General features: G+C 40.3%; 16 protein-coding genes. 8 read left to right on the top strand and 8 right to left on the bottom strand.

Going from position 1 to position 16,357, the window contains the following annotated elements:
* Positions 1-15: 15 nt before the first annotated feature.
* The 4 genes from LPB68_RS17775 (at position 16) to LPB68_RS17790 (ending at position 2,571) form a co-directional block, all read left to right on the top strand.
* Positions 16-1,341 carry a hemolysin family protein gene (locus tag LPB68_RS17775; RefSeq protein ID WP_068656465.1) on the top strand — a complete coding sequence of 442 codons (1,326 nt, stop codon included), beginning with the start codon at positions 16-18 and terminating at the stop codon, positions 1,339-1,341.
* A gap of 147 nt (positions 1,342-1,488) precedes the next feature.
* Positions 1,489-1,710 carry a spore coat associated protein CotJA gene (locus LPB68_RS17780; RefSeq protein ID WP_068656463.1) on the top strand — a complete coding sequence of 74 codons (222 nt, stop codon included), beginning with the start codon at positions 1,489-1,491 and terminating at the stop codon, positions 1,708-1,710.
* A complete protein-coding gene (locus tag LPB68_RS17785; protein WP_068656461.1) occupies positions 1,710-1,976 on the top strand; it encodes a spore coat protein CotJB in 267 nt (88 codons plus the stop codon). Before LPB68_RS17780 ends, LPB68_RS17785 begins: the two co-directional genes overlap by 1 nt.
* A 25-nt stretch (positions 1,977-2,001) precedes the next feature.
* Entirely contained in the window at positions 2,002-2,571 is a 570-nt protein-coding gene (locus LPB68_RS17790; protein ID WP_068656459.1) for a manganese catalase family protein, read from the top strand.
* Between the two features lie 241 nt (positions 2,572-2,812).
* Here the strand turns inward: LPB68_RS17790 and LPB68_RS17795 are convergent, their stop codons facing one another.
* The 5 genes from LPB68_RS17795 to LPB68_RS17815 are packed head-to-tail and all read right to left on the bottom strand — an operon-like array spanning position 2,813 to position 8,945.
* A complete protein-coding gene (locus LPB68_RS17795) occupies positions 2,813-3,943 on the bottom strand; it encodes a YheC/YheD family endospore coat-associated protein (protein ID WP_068656457.1) in 1,131 nt (376 codons plus the stop codon).
* Between the two features lie 14 nt (positions 3,944-3,957).
* Positions 3,958-5,028, bottom strand: coding sequence for a YheC/YheD family endospore coat-associated protein (locus LPB68_RS17800; RefSeq protein ID WP_198402131.1), 1,071 nt, complete (start codon positions 5,026-5,028; stop codon positions 3,958-3,960).
* 47 nt (positions 5,029-5,075) lie between these two features.
* The gene (locus tag LPB68_RS17805; protein WP_068656453.1) at positions 5,076-6,452 is read right to left on the bottom strand and encodes a YheC/YheD family endospore coat-associated protein; all 1,377 of its coding nucleotides are present in this window, start codon (positions 6,450-6,452) and stop codon (positions 5,076-5,078) included.
* Positions 6,449-7,564 carry a YheC/YheD family endospore coat-associated protein gene (locus tag LPB68_RS17810; protein WP_068656451.1) on the bottom strand — a complete coding sequence of 372 codons (1,116 nt, stop codon included), beginning with the start codon at positions 7,562-7,564 and terminating at the stop codon, positions 6,449-6,451. Before LPB68_RS17810 ends, LPB68_RS17805 begins: the two co-directional genes overlap by 4 nt.
* Before the next feature lie 13 nt (positions 7,565-7,577).
* Entirely contained in the window at positions 7,578-8,945 is a 1,368-nt protein-coding gene (locus tag LPB68_RS17815; RefSeq protein ID WP_068656449.1) for a YheC/YheD family endospore coat-associated protein, read from the bottom strand.
* 146 nt (positions 8,946-9,091) lie between these two features.
* On the opposite strand from LPB68_RS17815, the gene LPB68_RS17820 reads away from it, so the two are divergent.
* The 3 genes from LPB68_RS17820 (at position 9,092) to LPB68_RS17830 (ending at position 11,354) form a co-directional block, all read left to right on the top strand.
* Entirely contained in the window at positions 9,092-9,439 is a 348-nt protein-coding gene (locus LPB68_RS17820; RefSeq protein WP_068656447.1) for a YlbF family regulator, read from the top strand.
* A gap of 100 nt (positions 9,440-9,539) precedes the next feature.
* Positions 9,540-9,824 (top strand): hypothetical protein, encoded by a 285-nt coding sequence (locus LPB68_RS17825; protein WP_068656445.1) that lies wholly within the window; start codon positions 9,540-9,542, stop codon positions 9,822-9,824.
* A 195-nt stretch (positions 9,825-10,019) separates the two neighbouring features.
* On the top strand, positions 10,020-11,354 hold the full coding sequence (locus tag LPB68_RS17830) for a DRTGG domain-containing protein (RefSeq protein WP_068656443.1): 1,335 nt from the start codon (positions 10,020-10,022) through the stop codon (positions 11,352-11,354).
* A gap of 1 nt (position 11,355) precedes the next feature.
* Here LPB68_RS17830 and LPB68_RS17835 read toward each other — a convergent pair whose 3' ends face one another.
* Genes LPB68_RS17835 through LPB68_RS17845 form a run of 3 tightly spaced genes read right to left on the bottom strand, consistent with a single transcriptional unit; the run spans position 11,356 to position 12,527 of the window.
* Positions 11,356-11,658 (bottom strand): YtpI family protein, encoded by a 303-nt coding sequence (locus LPB68_RS17835; protein WP_068656441.1) that lies wholly within the window; start codon positions 11,656-11,658, stop codon positions 11,356-11,358.
* 60 nt (positions 11,659-11,718) lie between these two features.
* The gene (locus tag LPB68_RS17840; protein WP_068656439.1) at positions 11,719-12,198 is read right to left on the bottom strand and encodes a sporulation membrane protein YtrI; all 480 of its coding nucleotides are present in this window, start codon (positions 12,196-12,198) and stop codon (positions 11,719-11,721) included.
* A 2-nt stretch (positions 12,199-12,200) separates the two neighbouring features.
* Positions 12,201-12,527 (bottom strand): YtrH family sporulation protein, encoded by a 327-nt coding sequence (locus LPB68_RS17845; protein ID WP_068656437.1) that lies wholly within the window; start codon positions 12,525-12,527, stop codon positions 12,201-12,203.
* A gap of 170 nt (positions 12,528-12,697) precedes the next feature.
* Here LPB68_RS17845 and LPB68_RS17850 point away from each other — a divergent pair, with 170 nt between their 5' ends.
* Complete coding sequence (locus LPB68_RS17850; protein WP_068656435.1) at positions 12,698-16,318, top strand: DNA polymerase III subunit alpha; 3,621 nt, start codon at positions 12,698-12,700, stop codon at positions 16,316-16,318.
* Positions 16,319-16,357: the final 39 nt, after the last annotated feature.

The following is a 16,357-nucleotide window of genomic DNA, read 5'->3' on the forward strand; positions in this document are numbered from 1 at the left end:
AAAGAGGGGTTCTTAGTGCATACTGAGTTTGCAGTCGGGGAACTTACACTGAATTTAACTCTAGTATTACTACTTGTTTTATTAAATGGTGTATTCGTGGCGGCTGAGTTCTCATTAGTGAAAATACGCCAAACACGAATTACCCAATTAGTTAGTGAAGGAAATAAATTAGCCGGATTTGCTCTGAAAGTGAATAACAAACTGGATTCGTACTTATCAGCGACACAGTTTGGGATCACCTTGACTTCTCTAGGACTTGGTTGGTTGGGAGAACCGGCAATTTCAGAGTTGCTTGTGGAACCAATCATGTTCAAATTAGGTGTTACTGATCCAACTTTAATCACGACAGTGGGTGTCGTAACAGGATTTAGTATCATCACTTTCTTACATATCGTATTGGGTGAACTGGCTCCGAAGTCGATTGCAATTCAGCGAACGGAAGGAACAGCACTTACTCTTTCGGCACCATTAATTTTCTTCTATAAAGTATTCTTCCCTTTTATTTGGGTATTGAATGCTTCTGCTAACACTCTTCTGCGATGGGTAGGAATTCATCCTGTTAGCGAAGCGGAAGGAGCACATTCAGAAGAAGAAATTCGAATCTTGATGAATCAGAGTGCTCGGAGTGGTGTGATTGATCAAGATGAAATGAAGCTGATGGATAATATCTTTGAATTCTCTGACCTACTGGCTCGCGAGGTAATGTTGCCACGCACAGATATGGTCTGCTTATATGCGAATCTCTCGATTGAAGAGAACATTAAGATCATTAGTGAGACCAGGCACTCAAGATATCCTGTTGCCATGGAAGACAAAGATCAGATTATAGGTTTTATTCATATTACGGATTTTTTGCTTGCAGATAAGGAGCAACAAGAAGATCTTTCATCCATGCTTCGCCCTATCTTGAATGTACCTGAGTCGATGGAGATTAGTCATGTACTTCGCTTGATGCAGAAGAAACACTCTCAATTAACCCTTGTTGTAGATGAGTACGGTGGAACTGCTGGAATACTTACTGCTGAAGAGATTCTAGAGGAAATCGTTGGTGAATTATATGATGAGTTCGAGCATGAACGAGAAAGCATAGAAATCAATGGTGATGTTATTTCCGTGGAAGGCAGGATGTTGATAGAGGCTGTACATGATCTGACAGGTGTAATGATTGAGGATGAAGAAGTGGATACCATTGGTGGTTGGCTGTTCAAAGAGCTAGAAGGGAGCCCGATTAAGGGTAAAAAAATTCAGGTTGGCAATTTCATCTTTCAAGTTGAGGAATCAACACGATTACGTATTACGCGGGTCATGATCATGCGAGTGAATAAAGAGGATGTTAATTGAATGAAAACTCCTTGTGGTTGAAGCGGAATCTTCGGCCAAGCCAAGGAGTTTTTTGTTGTATTTTAGTTCATTTTCTGGGCTAACGTCATATGCTATTGGTGAGGAGAGTATTGCAATTCAATATGATTCCAAAGGAGGAGATCTTTGTTGAACTCACAAATACGAAGTTATACACCGTTTGTTGGGCCGTTTGATCCTTGTCCACCATTGCTCTGTAAAACGTATGTGGTCCCACCTAATCAATTTATTTGCTTTCAACCAAGCGATTGGCCACAGTTTAGCCTTCCAGAGGCTTTAAGACGTGGAACGCTTTGGCCAGCTCTATATAGTCCATATACTGCCAGACAATCACAAGGAGGTAGTGCTTAATGGGAGGTACACCATGTGATCAACAGTTTTATGAATGGCTTGAAGAGCTGCAAATTGTTGATTTCGCTCTTGTAGAACTGAATTTATTTCTCGATACACATCCAGAAGATCTAAATAGTATTAAACAGTATAATCAGCTTAGCCAGGAAAGGACTCGTCTAGCCAAACAGTTTCAAGAAGTATATGGACCCCTTATGAATTTCGGTCATGCTTATTCAAAATTCCCGTGGGAATGGTCACAAGCCCCTTGGCCTTGGCAAGTATAGATTCTTATGGAGGTGATGTTGATTTATGTGGGTTTATGAAAAGAAACTCCAATATCCAGTAAGAGTGAGTAAATGTGATCCTCAAATGGCCAGATATTTATCTGAACAATACGGTGGTGCTGATGGTGAATTGGCAGCTGCACTACGCTACTTGAACCAACGATATACGATACCTGATAAAGTCATAGGACTCCTTACAGATATTGGAACAGAAGAATTTGCACATTTAGAGATGATTGCAACGATGATCTACAAGTTAACTAAAGATGCCACGGTTGAACAACTGAAAGCTGTCGGTCTCGGCCCTCATTATGCCGCCCATGATAGTGCTTTGTTCTACGAGAATGCTAGTGGAGTACCATTTACTGCAGCATATATTCAAGCGAAGGGTGACCCCTTAGCTGACCTTTACGAGGACATTGCTGCTGAAGAGAAGGCTCGGGCTACATACCAGTGGCTAATTGATCTAACCGACGATGTTGATCTTCAAGATAGCTTGAAGTTCTTACGTGAGCGTGAGATCGTGCATTCATTGCGCTTTCAGGAAGCCGTAGAAATGATCAAGGACGATCGTCAGGAACAGAAGGTGTTTTGATGGTAAGTGGTAAGTGCTTTATCTTAGGGAATACCTAAAGATGAAGCACTTATTTTTTGTTTTATCAAAGATATAAATAAACTATTTTAATAAGGCATCATTCGCATAAACTGATTGTGTGAATGATGCCTGAAAACCAAAATATTGGATTAAGCTCGAAGTGGTGAAGAGAACGGAATTGTCCTGTAGAGGTGATCGTAAGGACAATCCGTTATCGTAGCGGCTACATGATTCATCTAAGTTAGGAGGAGGATTCCTCCTTCACCTCGGATTTTGGTGGAGTTACCTTTTTTCGATACAACCAAAGTGCATACTCTAAGGGATTGACAATGGCCCTCCGGTAGGCATCTCTTTGTCCGCTTCTTGCGAACACTTCTCTGGCTGGTTTTGGGTTGACCTCTAGGAGGTAGACTTCACCTTTTTTAGTAACAGCTAAATCGAGAGCTAACTCACATAATGCTCCATAGGTTTGTTCTAGGTATGCTGCTATTTCTAGTCCAAGTTCCTCTGATTTTTTCTGGACTTGTTCCTGAATTTTTTTGTTAGTTATCCATTGAGGAAGTAGGATCTCCATGGGAACGGCTTTACCACCTCCATGGAGATTAGAGGTAACACTTCGCATAGCACCTACTCTTCCTACTATCCCTGTTAACCGCCAATGACCTTCTCGATTTTTCTGTACTAACATGCGATAATCATGCACACGCCCATTGGGGAGTCTAACGGGAATACCTTCTTGAACGATATAACGATTTATATTCCAACTTGTTAGCATAGCTCCTAAACGAGTGGCGTGTATCCTTTGAGGCGTAATGATTTTGCGTTGTTGATTTCGTCCCTGAATGTAATATTGCTGGGTACTATTCTTCAAATGTTCAATGCGCAGAATTCCACGTCCACCTGTTCCATTTATCGGTTTTAGGTAAATAACAGGTTTGCGCTTTAGCATATACTGAACATCGGATAAGCTATTGACTAGCTTGGTTTCTGGTAAATGTGGCCGAAAATTATCCTTTTTGGAAAGAACCTCGTGAATTGTCCATTTATTCCGGAGTGGGCGATTAAGGAATAGATGGTGTGCATAGTTTTTTCGAAATGCGAGAAGCTGTGTGAAACGTGGGCCATTTTGAATTCGACAACGATCGTAAATCATATCTGGAAAATCACGTAACATCCGTGACCATTTCTTGCTCTTTGGATCATACTCCATAGCTAATATCTTCTTATTGTTAACATCCATAGGGGTGAATACGAAGACGTCAAGCCCTAGTTTTTTTCCTTCGGTAATCATATTCTGATATATCGGCTTTTCTTCTAGTTGCTTATGCTCATTGAGATAAAGTGTCAGAATACCTAAGACGGGATTTGCCATATCGATTCACCTCCTCAGTTATACTTGTTGTGCTGTGCAAGATATTGGCTATATTCAAATATCCGTTCTAATGACCTCTTACGAATGTGAGGCTCATCAAATTTCATAGGGCGGGCATTGGCTTCAAAGAACCATATTTTACCGAACTGATCAAGTCCAAGATCCATGGACATTTCGCCAAGCTTGTTTCCAGATGCTCTTTCGATCTGACGAGCAATGATCAGTGCAGTTGTTTTTATTTGATTCATGATGAAGCTAGACATATCTGATCCAAAAAGAGCGGATATTAATCTCGTTGGTCTTTCGATGCTACCACCACGCGGCACATGTGTTGTAATACTTTTTAATCCAGCCATTCTAGCACCTACCCCCGTAACCCCCCACTGCCCCTTGCCTGTCTTTTGAACCATAATACGGAGGTCGAAGGGGCGATTATCCACCGTTGCAAGTTGAATTCCTTGTTGAACAATATACGGTGACGTACCTATCTCTTTCTTGAGGCGGATCCAAAGTCTTCTTAGGCTAGGTGATTTGTAAGTGATGCTTGATCTGTCATTTTGGATTTTTAACCGATAAGGTAAGGATTTATCTTTTTGGAATTTCAGCATCATAATACCTTTACCCGCTTTTCCACTTTCTGGCTTAAGGTAGACATATGGATGCTTATCCAGTATTTTTGATAATGACAATTCATTAACTAGACGTTTTGTCATGGGTACAAGGTAATCTGTGGAGTTAGAAATTCTGAGCCATTCGAATAAATCCCATTTATTGAAGAAGTGTGGATTATAGAAATGAGTATTAGGATGTGTTAAGTAGCTATTTATTTTTCTTTGGACCCAAGGCTTCGCCTCGTCTTCACGTAAGGGAATACGATTATAAATAACTTGCGGTGGAGGGAAGTTATGCACCTCCCAATCCTCATTGTTAGAACTAAGTGTATAACCTTTAACTGTAGGAGAATTCAATTTCAAATCGCGAACAGTGACCACATAGATAGGGTAATCCAGTTCTTTACCAGTGCGAACGATATCCACAAAGTTAGCATGATTGCCTCGGAAACCTTTTGCGGAATCAGCTGGCATGGTCAATATTGCAATAACTGGTTTAGTATCATTGAAACTCTGGCCGTTCACTGGCTGATCCTCCTGCGAAACTTACTGAGATACAGACAATGCTCCATGATGTGCTCCACCGAGGCAATTCCTTCATTCTTTAATGATGGATGATTAAATATGGATCTCCCTGGCTTAGCATTTGCTTCAAACATCCAAATCTTCTCATCTTGATCAATGCCAAGGTCGAACCCAAGCTCACCTAGTAAGTGCTGGTGATGTAATTCAATAACTTCCGCAAGAGAGATAGCTACTTGTTTCGCTTGTTTCAGTACTTCGTCAGAACGTGCGCCGAAACTACGGCTTAACGCCTGCTCCGGAGTGAGTAGTGAACCCCCGTTCTTCAAATGTGTAGTCACACTTCCACGACCTGATTTTTTAGCTCCAATTCCTACAACAACCCACTGATTATTGCCATTTTTGTGCATATGAAAACGAAAATCAATCGGGCAATTATCAATCTCGATAAGACGAATCCCTTGCTGAATGACATATCCCCGTAAAAGACGACCATGTTTAGCGTCTAACATCCGCATAAGACTATTGAAATTGTTGAAGCGAAGTAAAACATTCTCAGCGTTCTTACGATAACGAACGAAATAGCCACGTTTAGGTAAATAAGTCATCCGATAGATCCCTTTACCAAGGCTTCCACTTGATGGTTTATAGTAGACGAATTGATGACGCTCTAACATATCCTTTAATCTTTCTGTGGTTGGATTCATATGAGATTCAGGTACATAACGATTGACGTTTGGATCTTGATCGAGAAGATTATAGATATCTGATTTGTTAAAGAAACTCCAGTTGAAAAAAGGAATTCGTTTGCGACTTAATCGATCTCTTAATTGGTTAATAGAAACAGAAGTTTCAGCCTTACGACTGGGTAGTCTATTGTAGACTACATCTGGAAGAGGAACGATTTTTCGTGTGAACACGCCATTGTCATTGAGGAAATATCCTCGAACGGTTTCATCCTGCCAATTAATATCTTTCGGTGTGAAGGCAAAAGTGTAGGCTTTCTTATTTCCTTCCCTAAGCAATTGTTTGATAAACCCAGTTCTAGAGCTAAAGGGCTTGTTGATTGAGTTCGCAGGGCCATCCGACAGAATACCAATCAAGGGACCAAGCTGAAATTCGTTCTGTTGAAGATTACGAAGAAATACACCACCGGCTTTTGGAACATGAATTTTATTTTGAACTGCGGAACCTATATAAAGGTGATTTCCGCTCTTTTTAATCGGTCGAACACGTGCAGGTACAACTTCATTCCCTAAACGAAGTTGTATGTTTTTCTTTCCCGTCATTTTGAGGTTTTTCATCAGCGCATTTGAAATATAGACGACTTTCTCGGGCTGCTGCGTAAAATGAATATTGCAAAAAGTCAAACTCATGAATTTACCCTCCTAAGTTGTCGAAGCAATAAATAACGAGCGTAGTGAAGTGGATTCTCATTGGCTAGATTTGAAATTGTCGGGTCCCCGATGAGATTAAAGGAGGTACGACCTGGTCTAGAATTCACTTCAAGAAGCCAAACGTTTCCTTCTGTATCGACACCGTAATCGATGCCAAGCTCACCTAATCGACCGAAATGGCTCTCAAGGATTGGTGAGATATCCCTCGACAGTGTATGAAGAACAGTCATGATATGTTCAGCAGTCGCTGTTCCGTATTCACGAGTCAAGTATGGTAAGACTGAGACAGCTGTGCCGCCCCCATGTAGATTGGATGTAGCACTGCCGAACTGACCTTGCCGTACTACCATTCCTGTGAGAACCCAGCGTCCTTTACCATTCTTCTGCATAAGTACACGTATATCAAAAGGATGGCCATTTTTACTAGTTAGAGGTAAATAAGGTTGAATGATGTATGGCCGATGATGAATAAATTGATGAACCCATTGTAGTGCTTTGGATTCAGAATTGAAGGTTTGCATAAACTCTTTATTATGATGATTTCTTCCGTTAATAAAAAATTTATTTTCGGTTGGAAACCGCTGAATATGGAGTGTTGATTTCCCTTGTGATCCTGCGTGTGGCTTTAAAAATACCTGTCCATGATGTGTTATTAATTCTTTGTTTAGCGATTCTGAATCCGAATAAGAAGAAGTAGGTGGAAGATACGGAATGAGATTGGGATACTTTATCAAGTGGTTATATACTTTCCATTTCCCTGGTAATCCACGGGACCATAAGATGGGTTGTTTCTGTAGTGAAGTGGTATCAAGTAATCTGATTAGGGATCTATAATCGCTTCCAAGTGTACATAAGCAACGATCATAGATCAGATCTGGAATAGGCATAATCGACTTTTTCCATTCATCTTGACAAATTGTATAGCCAGTTACATGTCGATGGATTGGCTGAGGATGGAATACGATAATAGAAATGCCATACTTGCTACTTACTTGATTTAAGCGACGGTAATAATGTTGTTCTGAGAAAGGCGGGTTTCCTAATTTACGATTGCAAAGGATACCAAGTGAACCGATATACGGATGAATCAATATGAACCACCCCTTAAAAACCAGACAGATAACAACAATAGTGTATGAGTTGTTTGACGGATGGTCGTATTTTATTTTCGTTAAGGGCCGTGTTGTCATTCTTGGATGGCTTTGAATTTACTTCGAGTAACCAGATACGCCCAGATTTATCCATAGCAAGGTCAATACCCAATTCACCAAAATGAGCAGGGATCGCGTTATCTAAACCTTTGGCAATCTGCAAGGCGGCAAGTCTTAGATTGACGTTAGCGGCTTTCTTGGAGACTATAGGCATACTAGTTTTCATTACGGCTTCATTGACAGGGCTAAGGCTCCCACCTCGTGCGAGATTAGAAACGAAGTGATTTCCTCCAGCTATTCGGGCGACAATAGATGTAACACTCCATTGTCCTGTATTGTTCTTTTGCACAAGAGCACGAAAATCTACAGGGTGGTTCTTATGATTGATCAGAGAAAGCCCTTGTTGAATTTGATAACGTGTACTTTTCATCTTTCCTGAAATATTATCGAATAACTTCGGAAGTGTGGAATATATTTTCTTTTGTGGTCCACTCATTGTTGTCGTTAGAGTTTGAAAAGTGCCGTCTGGTTGCTTAGAAATTCGGATAATCCCCTTTCCTAGACTACCTCTAACAGGTTTGAGGAACACGACTGGATAATGATTACACATCTTCTTCAGAATGTTATATCCATTCAATAAGTGTGATTCAGGTAGAAAACGATGAAGCTGTGATTCTTTCCTTAATTCTTCAAACACTTCGGTTTTGTCGAGAAATCGTTCATTGAAAAAGTGACCGCCGTACAAGGATTTTACTTCCTTCATAAAATGCTGTACGCTTGGATTATTCTCCAATTTTCGCGAAGTCAGACGGTTGTTTACGACATCTGCGATCGGCATTTGAGTCAAGCGCCAGCCTTCATCATATGTCCAGCCTTGGATACTGTTAGAATTAGCTGTGATATGTTGTGGAGTGAAGAAGTAAACATATGCTCCTTGCTTTTGGCAAGCATCAACTAATTCATGACAAAACAGAGAAATAGAACCAAATGGATTGTCAGGCTTATTAGGATGATCACGACTGATCATGACGCCAATTAGAGGACCTAATGATAGCCTCCGGCTTGCTGCATGGTATTTGATTCTTAATACGGCTCGAGATGACAATCCCATTTGCCTAGATAACACAGTACTGATTCGCAGGCCGCTATGCTTAGGAACGGAGATAATGGTAATCTCCTGTTTAAAGGAGCCAAACACTAATTGCAGAGGGCGATCTGTGGGTATTTTCCACTTTTTAATTAATCTTTCACCCAACATGATTGCGTTTGCCTGCACTATGCCTGGTTTGAATAGTTGGACCGATATCTTTTTTGTGGACATCGTGAGTCTCCTTCCAACAACAACTTGATGTCTTAAGTCTTTTTGGACTGTGCATATTGCATGTAATTCATCATATGAGGACATATATCCCTTGGTGATTGACCATTTATACGAATTGGAGAGTAATTTAAAAGGAGGAACAAATAATGAATATTTATGACAAAGCCCATGATTTAGCGAAAGCACTTAAGGATAGTCAAGAGGTCCAAGAGATCAACGCTGCTATGAATCTGGTTAACCAGGATCCAGAAGGTAAACAAAAGCTTGAAGATTTCCGCAAACGCCAAATGGAGCTTCAACAACAGATGATGACTGGTGAAATGCCAGCACCTGAAGAAATGGAGAAAATGGAGAAGGATTTTGAAGTTCTTAGCCTAAACTTGAATATCCGCCGTTTATTTGAAGCAGAACGTAAACTAAGCGTGATTATTGAAGACGTGAATAAGATTATTACTGACAGCCTACAGGATTTATATGGTGGATCACAGATGTAGATTTTCCTTTTGTTGAATCTCTTATTTTGTTCTCATATTTCTATAGTTACCTTCATAGACTAGATATATAGATTTAGAAATGAAGGAGTTGCTTGGCTATATGAAAAAGAGGAAAAAGATCATGCATGTCTTGTATTTGTTACTTGCTCTAGTGATGCTCTTGTATGCCCTACCTATGATTTCATTGGATAGTGGAAACACATGGATCACAATATTCGGCGTGTGCTGGGTGCTATTTGCTTTACTAGTTATAGCAGCGCATTTGCATGTTATTCTCGGAGTTGATGAAGAGAAGAAAAAAGCACTCGAACGAATCAGACAAGCTAAATATCAACAATGGCAATCAAAGTGGTCTGAAGAGATGGAAAGAGGCAAAAACGTATAGGTTTACAGCGCTTGTTCATCTGACTAGAACAACAAATAACCCTATGATTCTTTCAATGAATCATAGGGTTATTTCTATATAGAGTAGACCACTGAAACATTGTTAAAGAAGAGACCTAAAGCTATTTTTTCTTTTTAAATATTATTGATATAATAGGTACAGTGTAGTACAGATTAGAGTGTGGAGGTGTAACAGTTGGAGAATCGAGAAGATACAATCACGAAACATGAGCAGTTGCTCCAATATATTGAGAGATTAAAGGTAGGATCTAAGATCTCAGTGCGTAAGTTGGCTAAAGAAATGAATGTAAGTGAGGGAACAGCATACCGTGCTGTGAAGGAAGCTGAAAATCTCGGAATTGTTATTACCAAGGAACGAATGGGTACGATTCGAGTTGAGAAGAAGCCACGTAATATATCAGAACAGTTGACCTTTTCCGATGTTGTGGAAATTGTTGAAGGTCATGTTTTAGGTGGAGCAGATGGTCTTCATAAGAATCTCCATAAGTATGTTATTGGCGCAATGAAGGTTGATGCAATGGTACGTTATATAGATGCAGGGAGTCTTCTTATTGTTGGGAACCGTGATGATGCGCATTCACTAGCTTTGGAGCAAGGAGCGGGAGTACTTATCACTGGTGGGTTTGGAATAAGTAGTGAAGTTAAGGAGTTAGCAGACGAATTGAATTTACCTATATTTTCCTCACGTCATGATACCTTTACCGTTGCTTCGATGATCAATCGGGCTATTTTTGATAGAATTATTAAGAAAAAAATCATGATCGTGGAAGATATTGTAGCGAATAAGCCAAAATTAAATGCTCTTAAAATATCAAACACCGTCGAGGAATGTAAAACGTTCGCAAAGTCAGTAGGTGAAGAGAGATATGCGGTCGCTGATGAGTGGAATCGTGTTGTTGGTATTGTGAATTTAAAAGATATTGAAGGTCTTACGGAAGGACAATCCATTGAGAAGGTACTCATTCGTAACCCTATTACTACGAATCTGCAGACATCACTTGCTTCCGCAGCTCAACTAATGATGTGGGAAGGTATTGACTTCTTGCCAGTTGTGGATCGCAATCGTAAGCTGATTTCAACCATTAGACGTAAGGAAGTTCTACAAGCGATGAGGGATGCACAGCAGCACGCTCAGCTTGGGGAGACATTTGATCAATTGATCTGGAATGGAATCGCTGAGGAGCGTAATCAGGATGGACGATTATTTTTTCACGGATTCATTACTCCACAAATGGCAACAGACCTGGGTACGATCTCTGAAGCTATATTAACTGCAGTGATGACCCAAGCTGCTTTTAAGTCGACAAAAGATATATCCGGTAATGATTATGTGTTGGATCACATGTCGACCTATTTCTTAAGACCTGTTCAAATTGAAGATCAGATTATTATTGTACCTAAGTTGTTAGAGATGAGTCGAAGAACATGTAAAATAGAGATTGAATTAATCCATGATGACATTCTATCCTGCAAAGCTGTGATGACGCTCCAATCGATTGATCATGGTTGATCTAGGAGTTGGATTTTTGATAGGTATAATGTTTGCGATTGCGTAGACCTGCGAATATATTGAAAGCGCCTAAGACTAAGAAAAGTGCCTCAACGATAATCGATGGTGTAGAGCCGTGGAATATGAACATAAAGGTAATAGCGATCATTATGAGCATAATGCCCATGAATATATTCGTAATTGAACCATAGAGTCCACGATCGATAGGATTGTTAGAGCGATGTGAACGTATGCTGTAGTAGGCAGCTGAAATACAGGTTATGACTAATAGTATTAATAGGATATATTTGATGATCGTAAGCATGATAATGGTCCACTCCTTAATCAATAACAAATTTGTTTGTATTGTACCATGAATGAGTAACTATCGCACAGGAATACTAATACTTATCCATATTTGTAAGACACTTTCAGCGACGAGCATGGTTTTGATTTGAATAGAATAATCTTTGTCTCGAACGGTATAAGTTTTACTATTGAGTAATGCACGAGTTAATTTACTATCTGTATCGATCTCATATACACTTCTACCTCTCAACACCTCAACATCTCTTCCGACCTTACGCAATATTTCTTTTATAATTAGAGAATCTAGTGGAGGGTCCTGTTGCTCAGCGCGTATTTTAATTTCTTTGATGACCGTTTGTTGGGTACTATATTTCTTCAGTGTTTTGTTATCCTCTTCAATTTGTTTCAACTGTATAAGTAAGTCTTGGTTTTCTAACAAAAGGTGGTTGTAACTGGCATGGAATATAGCATTGTATAGAATACAACCGATGATCATTCCGAGTACGAGAAAAGCTGTTAATTGTGAACGTAAACGTATAGTGTGAGGGATTCTCATAGTTATCTCCTACTACCGCATACCCATTTAACTAATTCACTACCCGTATGAGCACCTAAAAATGCAAAGGCGAGAAAGAGAATTTGTTTGATTGCAGGTGATAAATTTCCATCAATGAAGTTGCTTTCGATGACTCGCATAGGGTCGATGGTCCCACCTACAGCTGCTGCAAGTGCCCAAATCTTTATTCGATCAGCGATATCGAGCATCGTTTGTGTAGGTGGTTGAAGGGAAATGACGGCTCCCATACCTCCAACTAATGCACCTCCGAGTACAATGCCGAAGGCGATGAAGAAATCTAGAATTGCTTTTGATAAAAAAGTACTCATTTAACGATCCCCCTCCTAGGCAATAATTCTTATCATGCTTGTCCTTCCATTTATCCCACTAACGAAACTTCTAACTATTATCCATTCTATGGGCGTTCCCTAAGGTAATATGATAAAATAAGTGAAAGACTTATTTAAAATATTGAACTTGCGGTGAAAGGAGGGTGGACATGACTTCATTTGTGCATCTACATGTTCATAGTGAATATAGCCTCCTAGACGGAGCCGCACGTATTACGGATCTCGTGCAACAAGCTGATGAATTCGGAATGAAGTCATTAGCCTTAACTGACCACGGGGTTATGTACGGTGCAGTACCGTTTTATAAGGCATGTAAAAGCAAAGGTATCAAGCCCATTATCGGTTGTGAAGTTTATTTCACTGCGGGATCTCGTAAGGAGAAAGGTAGTAGAAAAGATCAACCAACCTATCATTTAATTCTGTTAGCAAAAAATAAAACAGGCTACCAAAATCTGATGAAATTATGTTCAATCGGACATTTGGAAGGCTTTCATTATAAACCCCGGATCGATGAAGAAGTGCTTCGGACATATAGTGAAGGAATTATATGCCTTAGTGCATGTTTAGGTGGAGAGGTTCCTCAATATATATTGCAGGGTCGGTATGATGATGCCCGCATGGCAGCTCTTCGTTACAAGGAAATATTCGGTGACGATTTCTATTTAGAGTTACAAGATAATGGATTTACTGATCAAAAGAGGGTTAACCCTCAGCTGATCGAACTCAGCAAAGAGACGGGAATTCCCTTAGTAGCAACGAACGATATTCATTATCTTCACCGTGAAGATGCCGAAGTTCAGGATGTTCTGATCTGTATCGGAACAGGGAAAACAGTGGATGATGAACAACGGCTACGAATTCCAACTGATCAGTTATATTTCAAAAGTGGGGAGGAAATGGCCCGCTTATTTCCATATGTTAAAGAAGCGCTTGAGAATACGAATATAATCGCTGATAAATGTTTGCTTGAACTTGAATTTGATCGTTCTATATTGCCACAGTACAACCCCATTCCTGATGGAATGACATCTGAACAATATTTATATACATTATGTTCAGAAGGTCTAGTAGCTCGATATGAGAGTACGGATAGATGGAACGATGTAGAGGGTAGACGAGAAATTGAAGAAAGACTCTCCTATGAGCTTGGTGTCATTGGGAGTATGGGATTTGCTGATTATTTTCTTATTGTGTGGGATTTCATCGCGTTCTCTCACAAGAATGGGATATCAACTGGTCCTGGCCGTGGATCTTCCGCTGGAAGTATAGTAGCGTATGTGTTGCAAATTACGAATGTGGACCCAATGAAGTATCACTTACTCTTTGAGAGGTTCTTGAATCCTGAGCGTGTGACCATGCCCGATATTGACATCGATTTCAATGATGAGCGTCGTGATGAAGTTATTGATTATGTAGTTAATAAGTATGGTCATGAGCATGTAGCACAGATTATCACCTTTGGTACACTGGCTGCTCGAGCTGCTGTAAGAGACGTGGGTAGGGCGTTGAATATTCCCTTTGGGGAGGTTGACCGTGCAGCTAAGCTTATTCCTAACCAACTTGGCATTCATATAGATCATGCGATAGAAGTGAGTGAAGATCTTAAGAAGTTGTACGATGCTGGTGGTAAGACTCGAGATATGTTAGACATGGCAATGAAGGTGGAGGGAATGCCAAGACATTCCTCAACACATGCCGCGGGTGTCATCATATCACGTGATCCTTTGACAGATGTTGTTCCTTTGCAAGAAGGGAGTGAGAAGACAGCACTAACGCAGTACTCGATGGAGAATCTTGAGAGTATTGGTTTGTTGAAAATGGATTTTCTTGGACTCAGAACTCTCTCTATAATTGAACGAACGATGAAATGGATTAAGGAAATGACGGGAATTACACCTAATTTCGATCATATACCCGATGATGATTTGAAGACGTATGAGATGTTGGGACATGGTGAAACAACGGGTGTTTTTCAGTTGGAATCCGCAGGGATGAGACGTGTTCTGAAAGATTTAAAACCTTCAAGTTTTGAAGATATTATTTCTGTACTTGCTCTTTATCGTCCGGGCCCAATGGAGTTTATTCCAAAATATATTCAAGCGAAACATGGATTGTTGCAGGTCGAATACCCACATAAAGACTTACAGCCTATCTTGCAAGATACGTATGGCATCATCGTTTATCAAGAACAGATCATGAAGATTGCCTCAGCAATGGCAGGATTCTCACTGGGTGAGGCAGATTTATTACGCCGTGCTGTATCGAAGAAGAAGCGAGAAGTATTGGATCGCGAGCGAGATCATTTTGTAGAAGGAAGTCTGAAACAGGGGTACACCGAAGAAGAAGCTAACCGGGTCTATGATATGATCGTAAGGTTCGCTGACTATGGATTTCCACGAGCACATGCGGCTGCTTATGGCGTATTAGCATTCCAGACAGCGTACTTAAAAGCGCATTATCCGAATCAATTCATGTCTTCGATGTTAACAGCTGTCATGGGCAACCATCGTAAAGTAGCTGAGTATGTGCTAGAATGCCGACGAATGGGCATTGGCATACTCTCACCTGATGTGAATGAAAGTGGTGTATTGTTTACGCCAGTACATTTAGCAGTAGGAGATAACAAGGATGAAATCGCAAGTTCTGGTAATATACGCTTTGGCTTAGGAGCGGTAAAGAATGTAGGAACTCAAGCAGTTGAGAATATTATTCAGATCAGACAAGACAAACCGTTCGAGAGTCTTCTCGATTTCTGCAGACGGATTGATCTTAAGGTGTGTAACAAAAGAGTTATAGAATCACTTATTCAAGCTGGTGCATTTGATTCTTTACCAGGGCATAGAGCACAACAGCTAGCCATGCTAGACGAAACGGTAGATGCAGCGTTGAAATGGCGCAAAGAGCGTGATGATCTACAAATTCAAATGTTTGATTTCGTAGAGAGTGCGAACTGGGATATTTCCTATCCAGACATATCTCCGTTTACTGTAGGTCAACAACTAGAGTTAGAGCGTGAATTGATGGGATTGTATCTCTCAGGACATCCACTTGATGACTATGATGATCTGTTACTTCAGATTACTGGTGTGGATCGCTTAATGGATCTTGGGGAACGTTCAGATGATGCACGCGTTGTTGTTGTAGGTATGGTTGTATCGATAAAAACAATCATGACAAAGCAGGGGAAGGCCATGGCATTCATGGAATGTGAAGACCAGATTGAGCGCTGTGAAGTTGTCTTATTTCCCGAAGTGTGGAAACGTAGTTCCACATGGATCGAAAAAGGGGCGCTACTTGGATTAAGAGCGAGAGTACAACAACAAGATGAAGGATTCAAGCTTCTGGCGGAGGAAGTTATACCCTTGGATAGCAATGGGTTAGAACAGTTGGTGAAGAGAAATAGTATTGTTCAACCAAGTAGTGAAAAGTTTCCTGGACGGGCTAAATCACAAGCAAGCAATAAAGAACCAACTTCAGGACCACTTAAACAGGAATCTCTCAGTAATCCCAAGGTTAACAAGGATAACTTGAAATCTACGGCCGAACAACGTGTATTTATAAAAATAAGTCCACAAGCGGAGAATGGACAATTATTGGTCCGTTTGAAAGAATTGTTACAGATGCATCGTGGTCCAATGGCAACCATCCTTTTTTATGAAAAGAGCCAGAAGTTACTTGCACTCAGTGATCAATATCGGATTCAACCATCACAAAAGTTATTCGAAGAGTTGGAGAGTATGTTAGGAAGCGGGACAGTGCGAGTGAAGTGAAACAATAACCATTTATATCCATTGAGTGTATTGCGGTTA

Origin of the sequence: Paenibacillus crassostreae (assembly GCF_001857945.1) — a bacterium.
Lineage (GTDB): Bacteria > Bacillota > Bacilli > Paenibacillales > Paenibacillaceae > Paenibacillus_AQ > Paenibacillus_AQ crassostreae.

Coding starts and splice junctions, on each gene's coding strand:
- LPB68_RS17785 (WP_068656461.1), top strand. CDS start 1,710: ATGGGAGGTACACCATGTGATCAACAGTTTTATGAATGGCTTGAAGAG.
- LPB68_RS17815 (WP_068656449.1), bottom strand. CDS start 8,945: ATGTCCACAAAAAAGATATCGGTCCAACTATTCAAACCAGGCATAGTG.
- LPB68_RS17850 (WP_068656435.1), top strand. CDS start 12,698: ATGACTTCATTTGTGCATCTACATGTTCATAGTGAATATAGCCTCCTA.
- LPB68_RS17840 (WP_068656439.1), bottom strand. CDS start 12,198: ATGAGAATCCCTCACACTATACGTTTACGTTCACAATTAACAGCTTTT.
- LPB68_RS17825 (WP_068656445.1), top strand. CDS start 9,540: ATGAAAAAGAGGAAAAAGATCATGCATGTCTTGTATTTGTTACTTGCT.
- LPB68_RS17845 (WP_068656437.1), bottom strand. CDS start 12,527: ATGAGTACTTTTTTATCAAAAGCAATTCTAGATTTCTTCATCGCCTTC.
- LPB68_RS17805 (WP_068656453.1), bottom strand. CDS start 6,452: ATGAGTTTGACTTTTTGCAATATTCATTTTACGCAGCAGCCCGAGAAA.
- LPB68_RS17835 (WP_068656441.1), bottom strand. CDS start 11,658: ATGCTTACGATCATCAAATATATCCTATTAATACTATTAGTCATAACC.
- LPB68_RS17820 (WP_068656447.1), top strand. CDS start 9,092: ATGAATATTTATGACAAAGCCCATGATTTAGCGAAAGCACTTAAGGAT.
- LPB68_RS17790 (WP_068656459.1), top strand. CDS start 2,002: ATGTGGGTTTATGAAAAGAAACTCCAATATCCAGTAAGAGTGAGTAAA.
- LPB68_RS17795 (WP_068656457.1), bottom strand. CDS start 3,943: ATGGCAAATCCCGTCTTAGGTATTCTGACACTTTATCTCAATGAGCAT.
- LPB68_RS17800 (WP_198402131.1), bottom strand. CDS start 5,028: ATGCCAGCTGATTCCGCAAAAGGTTTCCGAGGCAATCATGCTAACTTT.